At 72.5% G+C, this 17388-nt stretch carries 18 protein-coding genes; 5 read left to right on the top strand and 13 right to left on the bottom strand.

The window, feature by feature from the left end; genetic code table 11:
• Window positions 1-188: 188 nt before the first annotated feature.
• From ACFV8H_RS29755 to ACFV8H_RS29740, 4 genes are all read right to left on the bottom strand, one after another.
• Window positions 189-2759 carry an ABC transporter permease gene (locus ACFV8H_RS29755; RefSeq protein WP_380406077.1) on the bottom strand — a complete coding sequence of 857 codons (2571 nt, stop codon included), beginning with the start codon at window positions 2757-2759 and terminating at the stop codon, window positions 189-191.
• Between the two features lie 18 nt (window positions 2760-2777).
• Window positions 2778-3563, bottom strand: a complete 786-nt coding sequence (locus tag ACFV8H_RS29750; RefSeq protein WP_350509632.1) for an ABC transporter ATP-binding protein — start codon at window positions 3561-3563, stop codon at window positions 2778-2780.
• Window positions 3564-3819: 256 nt separating this feature from the next.
• The gene (gene ssuE, locus ACFV8H_RS29745; protein WP_360244294.1) at window positions 3820-4374 is read right to left on the bottom strand and encodes an NADPH-dependent FMN reductase; all 555 of its coding nucleotides are present in this window, start codon (window positions 4372-4374) and stop codon (window positions 3820-3822) included.
• 48 nt (window positions 4375-4422) lie between these two features.
• Window positions 4423-4500 (bottom strand): putative leader peptide, encoded by a 78-nt coding sequence (locus tag ACFV8H_RS29740; RefSeq protein WP_350517968.1) that lies wholly within the window; start codon window positions 4498-4500, stop codon window positions 4423-4425.
• Window positions 4501-4678: 178 nt separating this feature from the next.
• Between ACFV8H_RS29740 and ACFV8H_RS29735 the strand changes: the two genes are divergently transcribed.
• Window positions 4679-5962 (top strand): LCP family protein, encoded by a 1284-nt coding sequence (locus tag ACFV8H_RS29735; protein ID WP_380406073.1) that lies wholly within the window; start codon window positions 4679-4681, stop codon window positions 5960-5962.
• Between the two features lie 61 nt (window positions 5963-6023).
• Here ACFV8H_RS29735 and ACFV8H_RS29730 read toward each other — a convergent pair whose 3' ends face one another.
• The 3 genes from ACFV8H_RS29730 to ACFV8H_RS29720 all read right to left on the bottom strand — a co-directional run bounded on the left by ACFV8H_RS29730 (window position 6024) and on the right by ACFV8H_RS29720 (window position 8093).
• Complete coding sequence (locus ACFV8H_RS29730; RefSeq protein WP_380406070.1) at window positions 6024-6827, bottom strand: arylamine N-acetyltransferase; 804 nt, start codon at window positions 6825-6827, stop codon at window positions 6024-6026.
• A 192-nt stretch (window positions 6828-7019) separates the two neighbouring features.
• Window positions 7020-7520 carry a peptidylprolyl isomerase gene (locus tag ACFV8H_RS29725; protein WP_380406067.1) on the bottom strand — a complete coding sequence of 167 codons (501 nt, stop codon included), beginning with the start codon at window positions 7518-7520 and terminating at the stop codon, window positions 7020-7022.
• 123 nt (window positions 7521-7643) lie between these two features.
• Window positions 7644-8093: a MarR family winged helix-turn-helix transcriptional regulator gene (locus tag ACFV8H_RS29720; RefSeq protein ID WP_380406064.1), complete on the bottom strand. Its 450-nt coding sequence runs from the start codon at window positions 8091-8093 to the stop codon at window positions 7644-7646.
• A gap of 127 nt (window positions 8094-8220) precedes the next feature.
• Here ACFV8H_RS29720 and ACFV8H_RS29715 point away from each other — a divergent pair, with 127 nt between their 5' ends.
• Window positions 8221-8817 carry an NAD(P)H-dependent oxidoreductase gene (locus ACFV8H_RS29715; RefSeq protein ID WP_380406061.1) on the top strand — a complete coding sequence of 199 codons (597 nt, stop codon included), beginning with the start codon at window positions 8221-8223 and terminating at the stop codon, window positions 8815-8817.
• 20 nt (window positions 8818-8837) lie between these two features.
• On the opposite strand, the gene ACFV8H_RS29710 is transcribed toward ACFV8H_RS29715, so the two are convergent.
• The 3 genes from ACFV8H_RS29710 to ACFV8H_RS29700 form a co-directional block, all read right to left on the bottom strand.
• Entirely contained in the window at window positions 8838-9314 is a 477-nt protein-coding gene (locus ACFV8H_RS29710; protein ID WP_380406058.1) for a GNAT family N-acetyltransferase, read from the bottom strand.
• A gap of 71 nt (window positions 9315-9385) precedes the next feature.
• Window positions 9386-10252 (bottom strand): oxidoreductase, encoded by an 867-nt coding sequence (locus tag ACFV8H_RS29705; RefSeq protein WP_380406055.1) that lies wholly within the window; start codon window positions 10250-10252, stop codon window positions 9386-9388.
• A gap of 180 nt (window positions 10253-10432) precedes the next feature.
• Window positions 10433-11599 carry an acyl-CoA dehydrogenase family protein gene (locus tag ACFV8H_RS29700; protein WP_380406052.1) on the bottom strand — a complete coding sequence of 389 codons (1167 nt, stop codon included), beginning with the start codon at window positions 11597-11599 and terminating at the stop codon, window positions 10433-10435.
• A 219-nt stretch (window positions 11600-11818) separates the two neighbouring features.
• Here ACFV8H_RS29700 and ACFV8H_RS29695 point away from each other — a divergent pair, with 219 nt between their 5' ends.
• From ACFV8H_RS29695 to ACFV8H_RS29685, 3 genes are all read left to right on the top strand, one after another.
• Window positions 11819-13156, top strand: coding sequence for a UDP-glucose dehydrogenase family protein (locus ACFV8H_RS29695; RefSeq protein WP_375894807.1), 1338 nt, complete (start codon window positions 11819-11821; stop codon window positions 13154-13156).
• A 147-nt stretch (window positions 13157-13303) separates the two neighbouring features.
• On the top strand, window positions 13304-13738 hold the full coding sequence (locus ACFV8H_RS29690) for a hypothetical protein (RefSeq protein ID WP_380406049.1): 435 nt from the start codon (window positions 13304-13306) through the stop codon (window positions 13736-13738).
• Between the two features lie 41 nt (window positions 13739-13779).
• The gene (locus ACFV8H_RS29685; protein ID WP_380406046.1) at window positions 13780-14193 is read left to right on the top strand and encodes a CoA-binding protein; all 414 of its coding nucleotides are present in this window, start codon (window positions 13780-13782) and stop codon (window positions 14191-14193) included.
• 10 nt (window positions 14194-14203) lie between these two features.
• Here the strand turns inward: ACFV8H_RS29685 and ACFV8H_RS29680 are convergent, their stop codons facing one another.
• The 3 genes from ACFV8H_RS29680 to ACFV8H_RS29670 are packed head-to-tail and all read right to left on the bottom strand — an operon-like array spanning window position 14204 to window position 17141.
• The gene (locus ACFV8H_RS29680) at window positions 14204-15448 is read right to left on the bottom strand and encodes a dipeptidase (RefSeq protein WP_380406043.1); all 1245 of its coding nucleotides are present in this window, start codon (window positions 15446-15448) and stop codon (window positions 14204-14206) included.
• 32 nt (window positions 15449-15480) lie between these two features.
• Complete coding sequence (gene purE / locus ACFV8H_RS29675; protein WP_380406040.1) at window positions 15481-16005, bottom strand: 5-(carboxyamino)imidazole ribonucleotide mutase; 525 nt, start codon at window positions 16003-16005, stop codon at window positions 15481-15483.
• Window positions 16002-17141, bottom strand: a complete 1140-nt coding sequence (locus ACFV8H_RS29670) for a 5-(carboxyamino)imidazole ribonucleotide synthase (RefSeq protein WP_375894794.1) — start codon at window positions 17139-17141, stop codon at window positions 16002-16004. The genes purE and ACFV8H_RS29670 overlap by 4 nt, the downstream gene beginning before the upstream one ends.
• Window positions 17142-17388: the final 247 nt, after the last annotated feature.

The raw sequence follows: 17388 nt of genomic DNA, 5'->3' as shown, positions 1-17388 counted from the left end.
CCGGGCGCCCGGGCCCCCCCGGGCGGGGGACCCGTGCGCATTGGGGGGGGGTTGGGGGGGCCCGGGCACCGGCGGGCGCCCGGCCCGGGGCGGGGGCCGGGTGCTCGTGCGCACCCGCCCCCCGCCCCCCGTTCCCCCCCGGTTCCCCCGTTCCCCCGTGGGGTGACCCGACGTCCCCCGTCGCCGGGTCAGTCCGTCGCGATGGCCGCGAGGACGTTCATCCGTCCGGCCCGGAAGGCCGGTACGAGGGCGGCGACCAGACCGATCACCACCGAGGAGACCAGCGTCACCACCACCGTGGTGGTCGGGACGGAGAGCGTCCCGAGGCCCTGGTCCCGCAGCACCCGCTGGGCGGTGACGCCCCAGGCCAGGCCCAGCCCGGTGCCGAGCACGGCGCCGAACAGGGCGATCACCACGGACTCCAGGCGGATCATCCGGCGCAGCTGGCGGCGGGAGAGCCCGATCGCCCGCAGCAGGCCGATCTCGCGGGTCCGCTCCACCACCGAGAGGGCCAGGGTGTTGACCACGCCGAGCACCGCGACGGTGATCGACAGGCCGACCAGGCCGTAGATCAGGTAGAGCAGGGTGTTGACCTGGGACTGCACGAGCTCCTTGTAGCCGGCCTGGTCCTTGACGGTCAGCTGCGGGTACTGCCGCAGCGCGTCCTCCAGGGCGGTGAGCGTCTTGGCGACGTCGGTGCCCGGGGTGGCCTTGGCGAAGAAGGTCCGGACCGGAGGCTGCTCGGCGGCCGGGACCACCTTGGTCGCGGTGTCCAGGTCGACGAAGGTCCCGTCGCCCAGCAGTCCGCCCTTCTGGAACACCACGCCCACCGGCAGGGTCTGGGTGCGGCCCTTGCCGTAGTCGACGGTCACCTGGTCGCCGACCTTGAGGCCGTGGTCCTTGGCGAAGTTCTCGCCGATCCCGAGCGAGCCGCGGCCGATCGAGTCGACGGCGCCGGAGCTGACGGTGGGGTGGAAGTCCGTGCCGAAGAACGTGGCCGGCACCGCCGTGAGGTCCGTCTTGGCGCTCTGTCCGCCGGACAGCCGGACCTTGGCGCTCTGGAAGTTCTCCTGGGTCGTGACGTGGTCGATGCCCGGGGTCCGCTTCACCGCGTCGATCATCTCCCCGGTGACGCCCGTCGGGCCGCCGCCGATGATGTAGTCCACGCCCACCGACCTGTCGATCTGCTCGCTCGCCGACGTCACCGCCGAGGCGCTGAACACCGAGGAGCCGATCACCAGCGCCAGCCCGATCATCAGCGCGGCGGCGGTGGCACCGGTCCGGCGCGGGTTGCGCATCGCGTTGCGCTGGGCGAGCTTTCCGGAGGGCCCGAACAGGGCCGGGAGCAGGGCGCCGAGCACCTTGATGACGACGGTGGCCAGCAGCGGGCCGAGCACCACGAAGCCGATCAGGGTGAGCAGCAGGCCCAGGCCCAGGAGTTGCCCGCCGGTGCCCGCCTTGTCCGCCGTGCCGGCGAGCACCAGCAGGCCGGCGCCGCCGCCGGTGAGCAGCACGCCGAGGATCGTCCGGACGACGTTGGAGCGGGCCTCGGCCGGGGTTCCGTGGTCGCGCAGGGCGGCCATCGGGGCGATCCGGCTGGCCCGGCGGGCCGGGATCCAGGCGGCGATCACGGTGATCAGGACGCCGACCGCGTAGCCGGCCGCGAAGACGTCGGGCCCGATCACCAGGTCGCTCGCCTTGAGGTCCATGCCGATCGCGTTCATCAGCTTGATCAGGCCGACGGCGACGCCGAGGCCGACCGCCACCCCGAGGGTCGAGCCGAGCACGCCCAGGATCAGTGCCTCGACCAGCACCGAGCCGTTCACCTGGGCGCGGCTGCCGCCGATGGCGCGCAGCAGGCCGATCTCGCGGGTGCGCTGGGCGACCAGCATCGAGAAGGTGTTGATGATCAGGAAGCCGCCGACGATCAGCGAGATCCCGGCGAAGCCGAGCATCGCGTACTTCATGAAGTCGAGGCCGCTGCCGATGGACTTGGTGTTCTCGTCCTTCTGCTCGGTCGCGGTCTTGACCTGGTAGCCGCCGCCGACCTCGGCGAGGGCGTCGGCCTTGAGCCGGTCGTCGCTGCGGCTGCCGTCGCCGTAGGCCTCGACGGAGGTGTAGGCCTGCTCGCCGAGCAGCACCTGCTGGGCGGTCGGGGTGTCCAGGAAGGCCAGCGCCGCACCGGGGTTGGTGGTGGTGAAGGTGGCGATGCCGACGATCGTGTACGGGTGCTGCCCGCCCGCGTTGTCGACCCGGATCCGGTCGCCGACGGCCAGCTTGGCCTTCTTGGCGGTGTCCGCGTCCAGCACCAGTTCGCCGGAGTTCTGCGGGACGTGCCCGGAGGTGAGCTTCACCGCGTTGCGCGGGGTGTCGGTCCAGTTGCCGACCAGGGTGGGTGCGCCGCTGGTCGGGCCGACGAGCTTGTCGGTGGCCGGGTTGACCAGGATCGCGTTGCCGACCATCACCTGGCCGACGGCGGTCTTCACGCCGGGCAGCCCGGCGATCCGCTGGGCGAGCGCGGCCGGGACGGTGGCGGGCTTGTTGCCGGCCTGCGGGTCCTCGTCGTCGGCGGGCTTGGGCGGCTGGACCGAGACGTCGGAGGCGGTCGCGGCGAACAGCTTGGAGAAGGTGCTGGTGGCGGTGTTGGAGAACACCAGGGTGCCGGAGACGAAGGCGACCGACAGCACGACGGCGATGAGCGAGAGCGCCATCCGGCCCTTGTGGGCGAAGAAGCTCCGCAGTGAGGTCTTGAGCAGCATGGTTTCGTCGTCCCGCCGTCAGCTGGTGCGCTTGCCGTCGAAACGGCGCATGCGTTCGAGGACGGAGTCGGCGGTCGGCGCGTGCATCTCGTCGACGATCACGCCGTCGGCGAGGAAGAGCACGCGGTCCGCGTAGCCGGCGGCGACCGGGTCGTGGGTGACCATGACCATGGTCTGGCCCAGTTCGTCCACCGAGCGGCGCAGGAAGGTCAGCACCTCGGCGCCGGCCCGGGAGTCCAGGTTCCCGGTGGGCTCGTCGCCGAAGATGATCTCGGGGCGGGCGGCCAGGGCGCGGGCCACCGCGACGCGCTGCTGCTGGCCGCCGGAGAGCTGGGTGGGGCGGTGCTTGAGCCGGCCGGCCAGGCCGACGGTCTCCACCACCTGGTCCAGCCAGGCCTGGTCGGGTCTGCGGCCGGCGATGTCCATCGGCAGCGTGATGTTCTCCAGCGCGTTCAGGGTCGGCAGCAGGTTGAACGCCTGGAAGATGAAGCCGATCTTGTCCCGGCGCAGGCGGGTCAGCTGCTTGTCCTTGAGGCCGGTGATCTCGGTGTCGCCGATCCGGATCTGTCCGCTGGTGACCGTGTCCAGCCCGGCCAGGCAGTGCATGAGGGTCGACTTGCCGGAGCCGGAGGGGCCCATGATCGCGGTGAAGCGGCCGCGCTGGATGTCCACGTCGACCGCGTCGAGCGCGGTGACCCTGGTCTCGCCCGAACCGTAGGCCTTGGTCACCTGGCGGGCCGAGGCGGCGACGGCGGACGGTCCGCCGGGAAGCTGGGGGTCGTACACGGCTGCTGCCGTCGTCACTGGAGTCTCCTAAGAAGTGGCCCACCCGTCGACCCCCACCCTTCCGACGCGGTCGGCCGGCGGACCCGATCGGATCGGGCCGCGCACTGCGGGGCGGGGATGTAGGAACCACGTTAGGAGCCGGTCCCGGTCGGCTCGTCCTCCGTCGGAATGAAGCGCTGCAACCAAGGTTCTACGGGTGCGGCGCCCCCTCCCCCTAGGGGGCGCCGCGGGCCTTCTCGGGGACGCCCCGTACGGGGTCGGGCCCGCCGGCGGCTCAGCCGGTCAGCACCGGCGCGGCCAGCCGTTCCAGGGCGTCGGCGAACCCCTCCACGACGGGGACGAGTTGGGCGTCGGTCTCGCACTCGACGAGGGTCCGGCCGTCCTCCCCGGCGGTGATGTGGCGGTCGAGCACGAACCAGCCCTGGGTGATGTGGCCGGCGCCCATCGAGCTGAGCACCGGGCGCAGCGCGTAGTCCACGGCGAGGACGTGCGCGGGCGAGCCGCCGGTGGCCAGCGGCAGGACGGCCTTGCCGGCCAGCGCGTACTGCGGGAGCACGTCCAGCAGGGCCTTGAGCAGGCCCGAGTAGGCGGCCTTGTAGACGGGGGTGCCGATGACGACGCCGTCGGCGCGGGCGAACAGCTCGGTGACGGCGACGATCCCGGGGTGGTCGAAGTCGCCGGACAGCAGGGCCTGCGCGGGCAGGCTGCGGGCCTCGAAGGGGATGACGTGGTGGCCGCGGTCCACCAGGCGCGCGTCGACGTGGCGCAGCAGCCGGGTGGTGCGGGAGGTCGCGGACGGGGAGCCGGAAACGGACAGGACGGTGGCCATGGGTTCACCTCTGGCTGGAAGCGGGTCGGGGGTCTCGACGGGCGCGCTTCAGCGACGACAGAGCGAACCGGACACACGCTGGAGGTCGACGTGGCGCCGACGCGTGAGTGCCCGACTCTGATCCATGTCGAAATGCAAACACGGTGCGTTCGAACCGGTCAAGGAACGTTTCAGCAAGCGGAACGGGGGTGACGGGCGCATTTCACGCCGGAACGATCCGGTACGTGCATCAAAACTGCTACAAGAGGCCTGGCAGGGACCCCGGGGGGAGTCAGCCGGACCGGGGTCGGGCATCCTCGACGGCATGAACACGTGGCAGGAGGGCCGCCCGGGCGGCGGAGGCAACCCCTACGGAGGCAACGGCGGCGGCCCGGCGTCCGAGCGACCGCTGCCGGCCTCCCTCAACCCGCGCGGGGCCGGCGCGCCCGCGCCCCGGCAGCCGGAGCCCCCGCACCGGCTCGGCGGCGTCCCGCCGCAGGGCACCCCCGGCGGCCCCGGACGGCCGGGCCCCGGCGGCCCGGGCGGACCGGGTCGGCCCGGTGGCCCCGGCGGCCCCGGTGGTCCCGCCGGTGCGCGGCCGGGCGGCGCGCAGTCCCGGCGCTGGCCGCGGCGGCGGATCGTCAAGTGGACGGTCTTCGGCCTGCTGATCGCCGTCATGGTGACCTCCGTGTCCACCTGGTTCTGGGCGGACTCCAAGCTCAACCACGACAACGTGCTGGCCGGCTACCCGGGCCGCCCGGCCGCCGGCAAGGGCACCAACTGGCTGATCGTCGGCTCCGACAGCCGCGAGGGCCTCAGCGAGTCCCAGATGGACACCATGCACACCGGCCACGACGTCGAGGGCAAGCGCAGCGACTCGATGATGATCCTGCACATCGGGGACAACGGGAACACGCTGATGAGCATCCCGCGCGACTCCTGGGTGCCGATCCCCGAGTTCAGGACGAGCGCCGGGAAGACCGTCAAGGCCACCACCTCGAAGATCAACTCGGCCTTCGCCACCGGCAACGGCCGCCTCCTGGTGCAGACCGTCGAACTGAACACCGGCATCCGCATCGACCACTACGCCGAGATCGGCTTCGCCGGGTTCGCGGGCATCGTCGACTCCGTCGGCGGCGTCGAGATGCACATCGACCAGGACATCAAGGACAAGGACTCCGGCCTCGACCTCAAGGCCGGCGACCAGACCCTCAACGGCACCCAGGCCCTGGCCTTCGTCCGCCAGCGCCACCAGATGGCCGACCAGGACCTCGGCCGGATGCGCAACCAGCAGAAGTTCCTCGGCGCCCTCGCCCACCAGGCCGCCTCCCCGGGCACCGTGCTCAACCCGTTCACCTTCTACCCGCTGGTCGACTCGGCGCTCGGCACCCTGATCGTCGACGACGACTGCGGGCTGACCGACCTGGGCTCGCTCTTCCTCGCCATGAAGGACGTCAACGGCGGCGGCGGCAAGACCATGACCGTCCCGATCGGCAACGCCGACTACCACACCAAGACCGGCGAGTCGGCGGTGCAGTGGGACGCCGCCAAGTCCAAGCAGGTCTTCGAGGCGTTCAAGAACGACACCGCGGTACCCGAGTTCAAGTAGCGGCACCCGAGTTCAAGTAGCCGCGCGGGGGCCCGTCCGACGGACGGGCCCCCGCGCCCGTTCAGGCCGGGACGGCTCCCGGCAGCCGGTCGAGCACGATGCCGAAGTGCTCGCGGTACGCGGACAGCGCGGCGGCGCCGGTGAGTTCCTCCTCGGTGCGGGTGCCGTCCGGGGCGGTGCGGACCAGCCGGGTGCCGTTGAGGGTGGTGCGCCCGCCGTCCGCGGCGAGCATCGAGCAGGTGGTCCCCCGGGCGAACGGGGACTTCGGCGAGGTCGCGTGCCACCAGCAGGTCGGGGTGAAGTCGGACAGCGGGTGCGGGTGCCGGCCGATCCGGTACTGCGGCACCCCGTCCAGCAGGACGTCCAGGTCGCCGTCGTCGCCGTACGGCCGCAGCAGCGCCGTACCGTGCGGGTCGGTCTGGGCCGCGCGCCCGTCCAGCCGCACCGGGTGCCGGGTGAACCGGCCGAACCCCACGTCGACCAGCCAGGGTTCGTCCAGGTCGACCCGCAGCGCCAGGTGGTCGAACGGCGGCCCGGGCCGCTCCCCGTCGAACACCCGGGCGGCCAGCAGGCTCACCCGGTAGCCCAGCGACGTCAGCAACTCGGCGAAGGCGCCGTTGAGTTCGTAGCAGAAGCCACCGCGCCGCCGGTCCACGACCTTCGCCACCAGCGCCGCCGGGTCCAGCACGATCGGCTCGCGGAGGTGGACGCTCAGGTTCTCGAACGGGACGGCCCGCAGATGGGCCTCCTGCAAGCGCGCCAGGCCCGCCACCGACGGCTCCCCGGGATCCGGCACCCCGATCCGCTCCAGGTAGGCCGTCCGCACGGCCGGGACCGGCCCCTCGTACGCATTTTCATGATCCACCCGCCCATTCTCCACCCGGGCGGCGGGGGTGCGGCATCGGTCCTTCGGCCTAGGACGCGCCCCGGGAGACACCGTGGGAGGCACCACGGAAGACGCCACGGGAGACGGCCACCGCCCCGGAGCGGGAGATCGGCAGATCCGACTCCCCGCTCCGGGGCGGTGGCGTGCGTCAGGGGCCCAGGAGGGCTGCGGTCAGACGGACTCGACCTCGCCGGACTTGGCGATCTTGATGACGGCCGAGGTGCGGCCGCTCTGCGAGCCGAGGCCCTCGATCTTCGTCACGATGTCCATGCCCTCGACGACCTCGCCGAAGACGACGTGCTTGCCGTCCAGCCAGTCGGTGACGATGGTGGTGATGAAGAACTGCGAGCCGTTGGTGTTCTTGCCGGCGTTGGCCATCGACAGCAGGCCCGGGCGGGTGTGCTTGATCTGGAAGTTCTCGTCCGCGAACTTCTCGCCGTAGATGCTCTTGCCACCGGTGCCGTTGTGGTTGGTGAAGTCACCGCCCTGCAGCATGAAGGCGGGGATCACGCGGTGGAAGCCGGAGCCCTCGTAGCCGAAGCCGTTCTGGCCGGTGGCCAGCTCGCGGAAGTTGCGCGCGGTCTTCGGGACGACGTCGTCGTACAGCTTGAAGACGATGCGGCCCGCCGGCTCGTCGTTGATGGTGATGTCGAAGAAAACGTTGGAACCCATGCAGGGATCATGGCACGAGCGGCCGCGCGTCGCGCGCCACCCCCGTAGGGCGCGAGGTCACGGCGGCGTGTTATCCCGCTTGTCCCGCTCGCCGGCCCGGCGTCGGGCGGCCGCCGGTGGGGCTCAGGCCTTGAGCTTGCGCCAGACCGTCTCCAGGGCGGCGATGTCCGCCGGGTCCAGCCGGTCGGTGAACACCGGGGCCAGGGCGGCCCGCCGGGTGGCGTCCGCCTCGGCGAAGAGCGCACGGCCCTGCTCGGTCAGCTCGATCCGCACCGAGCGCGCGTCCGAGGCCGAGGGCGTCCGGGCCACCAGCCCGCGCCCGGCCAGGGCGTCCACCACCCGGGAGACCTGGCTGCGGCTCAGCATGGTCTTGGCACCGAGGTCGGAGGCCGCCACCGGCTCCCGCTGCCCGGCCAGCCAGAGCATCACCTCGAACCAGGACAGCGGCAGACCGTGCACCCGGGCGAGTTCCCGGTCCACCCGGGCGGCCAGCGTGGCGCCGGCCCAGACCAGGCCGTAGAAGGCGTGGTCCTGCTCCGACAGGGGGCCCAGGGAGAGATCGGCACGGTCCATGCCGTTCATCGTACCGAGGTTGCGTGCGTGTGCACACAGTACCGGGCGTCGACGGGCTCCCCACGGGCCGCGACCGGAACGGCCGGCCAGTAGCATCGGCCTCCAACCAGCCTGAGGGGGGCGGAACATGAACCGGATCGGGGTCTACCTGGCGCATCCGCGGCCGGGCAGCTTCAACCACGCGCTGTACCAGGCCGTGGTGGACGAACTGCGCGGGCGCGGCTGCGAGGTGCGGGCGCACGACCTGTACGCCGACGGGTTCGCACCGCTGCTCACCGCCGGGGAGACCGGCACGGTCGACGACGCCGGGACCGCCACCGACCCGCAACTCGCCGCGCACCGCGCCGAGGTGGCCACCCTGGACGCCCTGGTACTGATCCACCCCAACTGGTGGGGCATGCCGCCCGCGGTCCTGGCGGGCTGGGTGCAGCGGGTACTGGCCCCCGGCGTCGCGTACAAGCTCGGCACCGCCGACGGCGAACCCGCCGGACTGCTGCGCGCCGGGCGGGCCCTGGTGCTGAACACCTCGGACACCCCCGAGGCCCGGGAGCGCGAGGAGTTCGGCGACCCGCTGGAGCGGATCTGGGCGGCCTGCGTGCTGCCGTACGTCGGCGTCGCCGACGTCCGGCGGACGGTGTTCCGCACCGTCACCGGCGCCCCCGCCGCCGAGCGCGCCGAGTGGCTGCGGCAGGCCCGGGAGCAGGCGGCCGCGCTGCTCGACTGAGCCGGCCCGGACAAGGTCCCCTACAACTCGACCTCCGCCACGTCCTGGTCGCCGCTCAGCTCGCCGGTGGGCCGGAAGCCCAGCCGGGCGTAGAACCCGGCCGGGCCGTCCGGGCCCGGGTGGTAGGTGACCGTCGCCCGGGTGCCGCCGCGGCGGCGGATCTCCGCGCAGACCTGCTCGACCGCGAACCGGCCGTAGCCGCCGCCCTGCTGCCCGGCGTCGACCAGCAGGCGCCACAGGCCGGAACGGGGGCGGTCGTCGGGCCGTTCGGGGTGGAAGCGGATGTCGAAGAAGGCCATCACGAAGCCGACCGGCCGGCCGCCGTCCAGGATCAGCCGGGGCCAGGCCGTGTCCCCGTACACGTACGCCTCGGCCAGCGACTTCGCCACCGGGGCGACCAGGCCCTCCTGGTCGGGCCGGACCCGCAGGGCGAGGGCGGCGTCGATGTTCTCGGGGGTGAGCCGGGCGAGGCCGAGCGTGTCGGTCGTGGTGCGCATGGCGGGCAGCCTAGGCAGCCGGGCTGCCCGTCGTCGCCCGGTTTACCCCAGCGGGCCGCCGGGGCAAGAGGTCAGCTCCCGGCCGGGAAGTCGGTGCCGCGGCCGACCGCCGCCCAGGCCTCGGCCTCCTGGCGGGCACCGTCCAGGTTGCCGAGGACGGCGTCCACCGCGTCGGTGCCGAGCGCCAGCCGCAGCGGGGTCCGCTCGGCGGCCAGCGCGGCCAGGATCGCCGCGGCGGCCTTCGCCGGGTCCCCCGGCTGCTTGCCGTCGGAGTCCGGCAGGCCGGTGCGGACCGGGCCGACCAGCGGCTCGTAGGCCTCGATCGGGGCGGAGTGGGCCAGCGCGCCGCCGCCCGCGAAGCCGGTCCGGAACGCGCCCGGCTCGACGACCAGCACCTTGATCCCGAAGCCAGCCACCTCCTGGGCCAGCGCCTCGGAGAGCCCCTCCAGGGCGAACTTGGTGGCGGAGTAGGCGCCGACGCCGGGGAAGGAGAAGCGGCCGCCCATGCTGCTCATCTGCACCACGGCGCCGGTGCCCCGGGCCCGCATGTGCGGCAGTACGGCCCGGGTGAGCGCGGCCGGGCCGAAGAAGTGCAGCTCCATGAGGTCGCGCAGCTCGGCGTCGGTGGTCTCCTCGACGGCGCCGATCACGCCGCGCCCGGCGTTGTTGACCAGGACGTCGATCCGGCCGTGCCGCTGCACGGTCTCGGCGACCACGGCGAGGATCTGCTCCTGGTCGGTGACGTCCAGCCGCACCGGGACCAGCCGGCCCGGGTGGGCGGCGGCCGGTTCGGCCAGCTCCTCGGGGCGGCGGGCCGCCGCGACCACGGTGTCGCCGGCCGCCAGGGCGGCCTCGGCGATGGCCCGGCCGAAGCCGGAGTTGGCGCCGGTGATCAGCCAGACCTTGCCGTCGGTGCGCTGCTCGGGGGTGCTGCTCATGATCCGTGGACTCCCGCAATGATCGTGCTCGGCAAACGAGTTGACGATCATTTATGACATCCGGCAGCCCGCTCGTCCAGGAGGGTTCGACGCCGGACGAACAGCCGGACGAACAGCCGGACGGCCGACGGCCCCCGACCGCACGGCGGCGGTCGGGGGCCGTTTCGAAGGACCGGGCGACTACGGCAGGTTGCGGGCCATCACGATCCGCTGGACCTGGTTGGTGCCCTCGTAGATCTGGGTGATCTTCGCGTCCCGCATCATCCGCTCCACCGGGTAGTCCCGCGTGTACCCGTAACCACCCAGCAACTGCACCGCGTCCGTGGTCACCTCCATCGCCACGTCCGACGCGAAACACTTCGCCGCCGCACCGAAGAACGTCAGATCCGCGTCCCCACGCTGCGACTTCGCCGCCGCCACGTACGTCATCTGCCGCGCGGCCTCCAGCTTCATCGCCATGTCCGCCAGCATGAACTGCACACCCTGGAACTCCGCGATCGCCTTCCCGAACTGCTTACGCTCCTGGACGTAGCCCTTCGCGTAGTCCAACGCACCCTGCGCGATACCCACCGCCTGCGCGGCGATCGTCACCCGGGTGTGGTCCAGCGTCTTCATCGCCGTCGCGAAGCCCGTGCCCTCCGCACCGATCATCCGGTCCGCCGGGATCCGCACGTTGTCGAAGTACACCTCACGCGTCGGCGACCCCTTGATCCCCAACTTCCGCTCCGGAGCCCCGAACGACACCCCCGCATCGCCCTTCTCCACCACGAACGCCGAGATCCCCTTCGAACGCTTCTCCGGGTCCGTGACGGCCATGACGGTGTAGAACTCCGACACCCCCGCGTTGGTGATCCAGCGCTTCACCCCGTTCAGCACCCAGAAGTCACCGTCGCGCACCGCCCGCGTCTTCATCCCCGCCGCGTCCGAACCCGCCTCCGGCTCCGACAGGCAGTACGAGAACATCCCCTCGCCCCGCGCCAGCGCCCCCAGGTACTTCGCCTTCAACTCCTCCGAACCCGACAGCTGCACCGGCAACGACCCCAGCTTGTTCACCGCCGGGATCAACGACGACGAGCCGCACACCCGCGCGACCTCCTCGATCACGATCACCGTCGCCAACGCGTCCGCCCCCGCACCACCGAACTCCTCCGGCACGTGCACCGCATGCAGATCGTTGCCCGTCAGCGCGTCCAACGCCTCCTGCGGGAACCGGCCCTGCTCGTCCACCTCCGCCGCGAACGGAGCGATCTTCGCCTCGGCCAGCGAACGCACCGCCTCACGGAGCATCCCGTGCTCCTCGGAGATACGGAAGAGATCGAAGTCAGCCGCCCCTGCGCTGCCCGCCATGATGCCTGCCTCGTCGTCCAGTGGCCGACGCAGACCGTTGTCCGATCGGCGTCGGATCCGAGTCGAATCGCGGTTAACTACCGTTCAGTAGAGATCCTAGGGCTCCGACCTGCGGCTGCCTAGCGTCCTCGGCGAGCGGGCGATCCGTACCGACCCGGGCGGGACGGATAGCATCAGGGGCACCCTCTACTGGCCGAACCCGCAACTCAAGGGGAACCCGTGACCCTCCGCATCTCCGTGATCGGCACCGGCTACCTCGGCGCCACGCATGCCGCCGCGATGGCCGAGTTCGGCTTCGAGGTGCTGGGTCTGGACATCGATCCCGAGAAGATCGCGACGCTCACCGCGGGCCGGGTCCCGATGTACGAGCCGGGCCTGTCCGAGCTGCTGCTCAAGCACGTGGCCGGGCACGAGGGCTCGACCGGGCGGCTGCGCTTCACCACCTCCGCCAAGGAGGCCGCGGAGTTCGCGGACGTCCACTTCGTCTGCGTCAACACCCCTCAGCGCAAGGGCGAGTTCGCCGCCGACATGTCGTACGTGGACACCGCGATCGACGAGCTCGCACCGCACCTGACCCGCCCGGCCCTGGTGGTCGGCAAGTCCACCGTCCCGGTCGGCTCGGCGGCCCGGCTGGCCGAGCGGCTGGCCGCGCTGGCGCCGGTCGGCGCGGGCGCCGAACTCGCCTGGAACCCCGAGTTCCTGCGCGAGGGCTTCGCCGTCCAGGACACCCTGCGGCCGGACCGGATCGTGGTCGGCGCCCACAGCGAGCGGGCCGAGCGGCTGCTGCGCGAGGTGTACGCGGAGCCGATCGCGGCCGGGGTGCCGTTCCTGGTCACCGACTACGCGACCGCCGAGCTGGTGAAGGCCGCCGCCAACTCCTTCCTGGCCACCAAGATCTCCTTCATCAACGCGATGGCCGAGGTCTGCGAGGCGGCCGGCGCGGACGTCACGCTGCTCTCCACCGCGCTCGGGCACGACGAGCGGATCGGCCGCAAGTTCCTCAACTCCGGCCTCGGCTTCGGCGGCGGCTGCCTGCCCAAGGACATCCGCGCCTTCATGGCCCGGGCCGGCGAACTCGGCGCCGACCAGGCGCTGACCTTCCTGCGCGAGGTTGACTCGATCAACATGCGGCGCCGCTCGCGGATGGTCGAACTGGCCCGCGAGCAGTGCGGCGGCGGCTTCCTGGGCCGCCGGGTCGCCGTCCTCGGCGCCGCCTTCAAGCCCAACTCGGACGACATCCGGGACTCCCCCGCGCTCAACGTGGCCGCCCAGATCCAGCTCCAGGGCGCCCAGGTCACCGTCTACGACCCGAAGGCCGTGGAGAACGCCCGCAAGATGTTCCCCTCCCTGGCCTACGCCGACTCCGCCCTGGAGGCCGCCGAGGGCGCCCACGTCGTCCTCCACCTCACCGAGTGGGCCGAGTTCCGTGCGCTCGACCCGGCCGAGCTCGGCGCCGTGGTGGCCGAGCGCCGACTGCTCGACGGCCGCAACGTCCTCGACGCGGACGCCTGGCGCGCCGCCGGCTGGACCTACCGCGCCCTGGGCCGCCCCAGCTGACGCCCGGCCCCGCACCGCCCGCACCGCACCGCACCGCCCGCCCCGGCTCCCCCGGGGCGGGCGTTTGCGCGCCCGGACTCCTTCGAACACGTTCACGTCGCATGCGAAGATCCTCCGACGAACACTGCGGAGACCGGGGGGACCCTCATGCGCAAGCGGTACCGGTGGCTGATCGGCTCCACGGCGGCGGCCGCCGTCCTCGCACCCGTCGCCTACGCCGGGTACGCACTGGCGAACTGGGACGGCAGCCCGGCCGCGGCCGACTGCTCGAAGGTGATGGCCTTCGCCGGCGGCTCGCTGCCCGCCGAGGCCACCGGAGCCACCTGCGCCGACAACGGCGGCTGGCAGGAGCGGGGCTACACCGCCGAGTTCCGGATGCCCCGCACCGACCTCGCCGCCCGGCTGGCCGCCGCCTTCCCCCGCGTCCGCCTCGACACCGACACGTCCGCGGGCCTGGGCTTCGGCAACGCCCACGAGACCGACGGCTCCCGCCCGGCCGAGCAGGCCACCGTCCTGCGCCTGCGGGCCGACTACGAGGCCGACGGCACCGCCCGGGTCAAGCTCGACGCGTTCAACACCTGAGCCCCCGGAATCCCTCGCCCGCGCCCGTCGTTGGCACCGGCATGACGACCTACGGCGACGGCGCGACCGTCCGCGAGATCCTCACCGGAAGCGGCGACACCTGGGCGGTGGTCGGGCTGTCCACCAACACCGCCCGGGCCGCCTACGGCGTGGCGCAGGTGCTCCAGCGCCACGGCAAGCGGATCGTCCCGGTGCACCCCAAGGCCGAGACCGTCCTCGGCGAGCCCGGGTACGCCTCGCTGGCCGAGATCCCGTTCCCGGTCGACGTGGTGGACGTGTTCGTGAACAGCGCGCTGGCCGGGGAGGTCGCGGACCAGGCGGTGGCGGTCGGTGCGAAGGCGGTCTGGTTCCAGCTCGGGGTCGTCGACGAGGCCGCGTACGACCGGACCAGGGCCGCCGGGGTCTCGATGGTGATGGACAGGTGCCCGGCCATCGAGATCCCGCGGCTGGGTTAGAAGGCTCGGATCAGCCGTCGAGCTGGGCGATGGTGGCGATGGAGGGCCGGCGGTCGGCGCGCAGCGTGGCGGCGACCGACTCGGCGTCGCGCAGGACGCGGACGGCGTTGTGCCAGGTGAGCTTGGCCAGGTCGGCCTCCGACCAGTGGCGGCCGAGGAGTTCGGCGACCAGGTTGGGGTAGCCGGCCACCGAGTCGAGGCCGTCGGGCAGGAAGGCGGTGCCGTCGAAGTCGCCGCCGATGCCGATGTGGTCGATGCCGGCGACCTCGCGCATGTGGTCGAGGTGGTCGGCGACGGTCGACGGGGTGGCGATCGGGCGCGGGTTGGCGGCCTCGAAGGCGCGCTGGCGCTCCATCGCGGGCGGGGTGGTGTCCAGCGGGTGGAAGCCGTGGGCGCGCATGTTCTCGTCGGCGGCCAGGGTCCACTCGATGGCGGCGGGGAGGATGAACTTCGGGACGAAGGTGGCCATCGCGACGCCGCCGTTGGCGGGCAGCTGGGCCAGCACGTCGTCCGGGATGTTGCGGGGGTGCTCGCAGACCGCGCGCGCGGAGGAGTGCGAGAAGACCACCGGCGCCTCGGTGACCCGCAGGGCGTCCCGCATGGTGTCGGCGGAGACGTGCGAGAGGTCGACCAGCATGCCGAGCCGGTTCATCTCCCGGACGACCTCCTCGCCGAACTTCGTCAGCCCGCCGGCCACCGGCTTGTCGGTCGCGGAGTCGGCCCACGGCACGTTGTCGTTGTGGGTGAGCGTCAGGTAGCGCACGCCGAGTTCGTACAGGGCGCGCAGGGTCGCGAGCGAGCAGTCGATCGAGTGGCCGCCCTCGGCGCCCATCAGCGAGGCGATCCGGCCCTCGGCGCGGGCGGCCTCCATGTCGGCGGCGGTGCGGGCCAGGCGCAGCCGGTCCGGGTAGCGCTCGACCAGGGCGTGGACGAAGTCGACCTGCTCCAGGGTGGCGCTGACGGCGTGGTCGCCGGCCAGCGAGGTGGGCACGTAGACGGACCAGAACTGCGCGCCGACCCCGCCCTCGGCGAGGCGGGCGAGGTCGGTGTGCAAGCGCTCGCTCTGGTCGGCGGCGAGGTCGAGCGCGCCGAGGTCGTACCCGGCCTGCTCGCGCATCGCCCAGGGGAGGTCGTTGTGGCCGTCCACCACGGGGGCGGTGCGCAGCAGGGCGCGGGCGCGGTCCAGGCGGTCCGGAAGGCCCGAAGGGTCCGGAAGATCCGATCGGTCCTGCGGGGTGAGGGAGTCGGAAGTCATACGGGCTGTTCTACCCCACCCCGCCGGGCGGCCTACTTGCCGAAGCCGAAGGACGAGGAGCCGGCCACCTTGGCGCGGAGCTTCTTGCCCTTCTCGGTGGCCTGGTTGTTCAGCTCGGCCTGGAACTCGGTCATCTTCTCGGTGAGTTCCGGGTCGAAGGCGGCGAGCATCCGCACCGCGAGCAGGCCCGCGTTGCGCGCGCCGGCCACCGAGACGGTCGCCACCGGCACGCCGGCCGGCATCTGGACGATCGACAGCAGGCTGTCCATGCCGTCCAGGTAGCGCAGCGGCACGGGCACGCCGATGACCGGCAGCGGGGTGACGGAGGCCAGCATGCCCGGCAGGTGGGCCGCGCCGCCGGCGCCGGCGATGATCGCCTTGAGGCCGCGCCCGTGGGCCTGCTCGCCGTACGCGACCATCTCGCGGGGCATCCGGTGGGCGGAGACGACGTCCACCTCGTACGGGATCTCGAACTCGTCCAGGGCCTGGGCGGCGGCCTCCATGACCGGCCAGTCGGAGTCCGAACCCATCACGATGCCGACAAGAGGGTTGGTCATTCGGTGATCGTTCCTCGCAGGTAGGCGGCCGCGTGGCGGGCGCGCTCGCGGACGTCGTCGAGGTCGTCCCCGAAGACGTTGACGTGGCCGACCTTGCGGCCGGGCTTCACGTCCTTCCCGTACATGTGGATCCGCAGCCCGGGGTCGCGGGCCATGCAGTGCAGGAAGGCGTGGTACATGTCCGGGTAGTCGCCGCCGAGGACGTTGACCATGACGGTCCACTTGGCGCGCGGCCGGGGGTCGCCGAGCGGGAGGTCGAGGACGGCCCGCAGGTGGTTCTCGAACTGCGAGGTGACCGCGCCGTCCTGGGTCCAGTGCCCGGAGTTGTGCGGGCGCATGGCCAGCTCGTTGACCAGGATCCGGCCGTCCCGGGTCTGGAACAGCTCGACGGCGAGGTGGCCGACGATGCCGAGGTCGCCGGCGATCCGCAGGGCGAGCTGCTGGGCCTCGTCGGACAGGGCGGGGTCGAGGTCCGGCGCGGGGGCGGTGACCTCGGCGCAGACGCCGTTCTCCTGGACGCTCTCGACGACCGGGTAGGCGACGGCCTGGCCGCTGGGCGAGCGGACCACGTTGGCGGCCAGCTCGCGGACGAAGTCGACCTTCTCCTCGGCCAGCACGGGGACGCCGGCCAGGAACGGCGCCTGGGCCTCCCGCTCGTCGTCGACGACCCAGACGCCCTTGCCGTCGTAGCCGCCGCGGACGGTCTTGAGCACGACGGGGTAGCCGGTGCCCTCGTTCGCGAAGGCGGTGACGTCGGCCGGGTCGGCGACGATCCGGTGCCGGGGGCAGGGCACCCCGATGGAGTCGAGCTTGGCCCGCATCACGCCCTTGTCCTGGGCGTTGACCAGCGCCTCCGGGCCGGGGCGGACGGCGATGCCGTCGGCCTCCAGGGCCCGCAGGTGCTCGGTGGGGACGTGCTCGTGGTCGAAGGTGATCACGTCGCACCCGGCCGCGAAGCGGCGCAGGGTGTCGAGGTCGCGGTAGTCACCGAGGACGACGTCGGAGACCACCTGTGCGGCGGAGTCCTGGGGGGTGTCGGCGAGGAGCTTGAACCTGACCCCGAGCGGGATGCCCGCCTGGTGTGCCATGCGGGCCAGCTGCCCGCCGCCGATCATGCCCACCACTGGAAAATTCACATTGCCCGGGGAAGTCACCTCGCCAGGATATCCGGGCCGGTGGGGGGCCATGGAGCCGCGGTGGGGGTGTGAGTAGTGGACGCGCGTAGATGTCAACCCCTCCCCCGGACGGCTGAGCCGTTCGGTGGAAGCGGGTAGCCTGGACGGCTAGGTCCTCGTCCGCGCGGTCGGATCATGTGCGTGCACGCAGGGCTCAAGGGGTGTCCCCGGCCCAGTGGGACGCCCTTTTCCCCGCAGGTACATGGAG

Source organism: Kitasatospora sp. NPDC059827, from assembly GCF_042731675.1.
In the GTDB taxonomy this organism is placed as follows: domain Bacteria; phylum Actinomycetota; class Actinomycetes; order Streptomycetales; family Streptomycetaceae; genus Kitasatospora.
This window is presented reverse-complemented; position numbering and strand designations above follow the sequence as displayed.

What these genes read in the sequence shown, in the direction of transcription:
- ACFV8H_RS29705 (WP_380406055.1), bottom strand. Translation starts at nt 10,252, where the DNA reads ATGAGCAGCACCCCCGAGCAGCGCACCGACGGCAAGGTCTGGCTGATC.
- ssuE (WP_360244294.1), bottom strand. Translation starts at nt 4,374, where the DNA reads ATGGCCACCGTCCTGTCCGTTTCCGGCTCCCCGTCCGCGACCTCCCGC.
- ACFV8H_RS29735 (WP_380406073.1), top strand. Translation starts at nt 4,679, where the DNA reads ATGAACACGTGGCAGGAGGGCCGCCCGGGCGGCGGAGGCAACCCCTAC.
- ACFV8H_RS29720 (WP_380406064.1), bottom strand. Translation starts at nt 8,093, where the DNA reads ATGGACCGTGCCGATCTCTCCCTGGGCCCCCTGTCGGAGCAGGACCAC.
- ACFV8H_RS29740 (WP_350517968.1), bottom strand. Translation starts at nt 4,500, where the DNA reads ATGGATCAGAGTCGGGCACTCACGCGTCGGCGCCACGTCGACCTCCAG.
- ACFV8H_RS29685 (WP_380406046.1), top strand. Translation starts at nt 13,780, where the DNA reads ATGACGACCTACGGCGACGGCGCGACCGTCCGCGAGATCCTCACCGGA.
- ACFV8H_RS29715 (WP_380406061.1), top strand. Translation starts at nt 8,221, where the DNA reads ATGAACCGGATCGGGGTCTACCTGGCGCATCCGCGGCCGGGCAGCTTC.
- ACFV8H_RS29690 (WP_380406049.1), top strand. Translation starts at nt 13,304, where the DNA reads ATGCGCAAGCGGTACCGGTGGCTGATCGGCTCCACGGCGGCGGCCGCC.
- ACFV8H_RS29755 (WP_380406077.1), bottom strand. Translation starts at nt 2,759, where the DNA reads ATGCTGCTCAAGACCTCACTGCGGAGCTTCTTCGCCCACAAGGGCCGG.
- ACFV8H_RS29700 (WP_380406052.1), bottom strand. Translation starts at nt 11,599, where the DNA reads ATGGCGGGCAGCGCAGGGGCGGCTGACTTCGATCTCTTCCGTATCTCC.
- purE (WP_380406040.1), bottom strand. Translation starts at nt 16,005, where the DNA reads ATGACCAACCCTCTTGTCGGCATCGTGATGGGTTCGGACTCCGACTGG.
- ACFV8H_RS29680 (WP_380406043.1), bottom strand. Translation starts at nt 15,448, where the DNA reads ATGACTTCCGACTCCCTCACCCCGCAGGACCGATCGGATCTTCCGGAC.
- ACFV8H_RS29725 (WP_380406067.1), bottom strand. Translation starts at nt 7,520, where the DNA reads ATGGGTTCCAACGTTTTCTTCGACATCACCATCAACGACGAGCCGGCG.
- ACFV8H_RS29710 (WP_380406058.1), bottom strand. Translation starts at nt 9,314, where the DNA reads ATGCGCACCACGACCGACACGCTCGGCCTCGCCCGGCTCACCCCCGAG.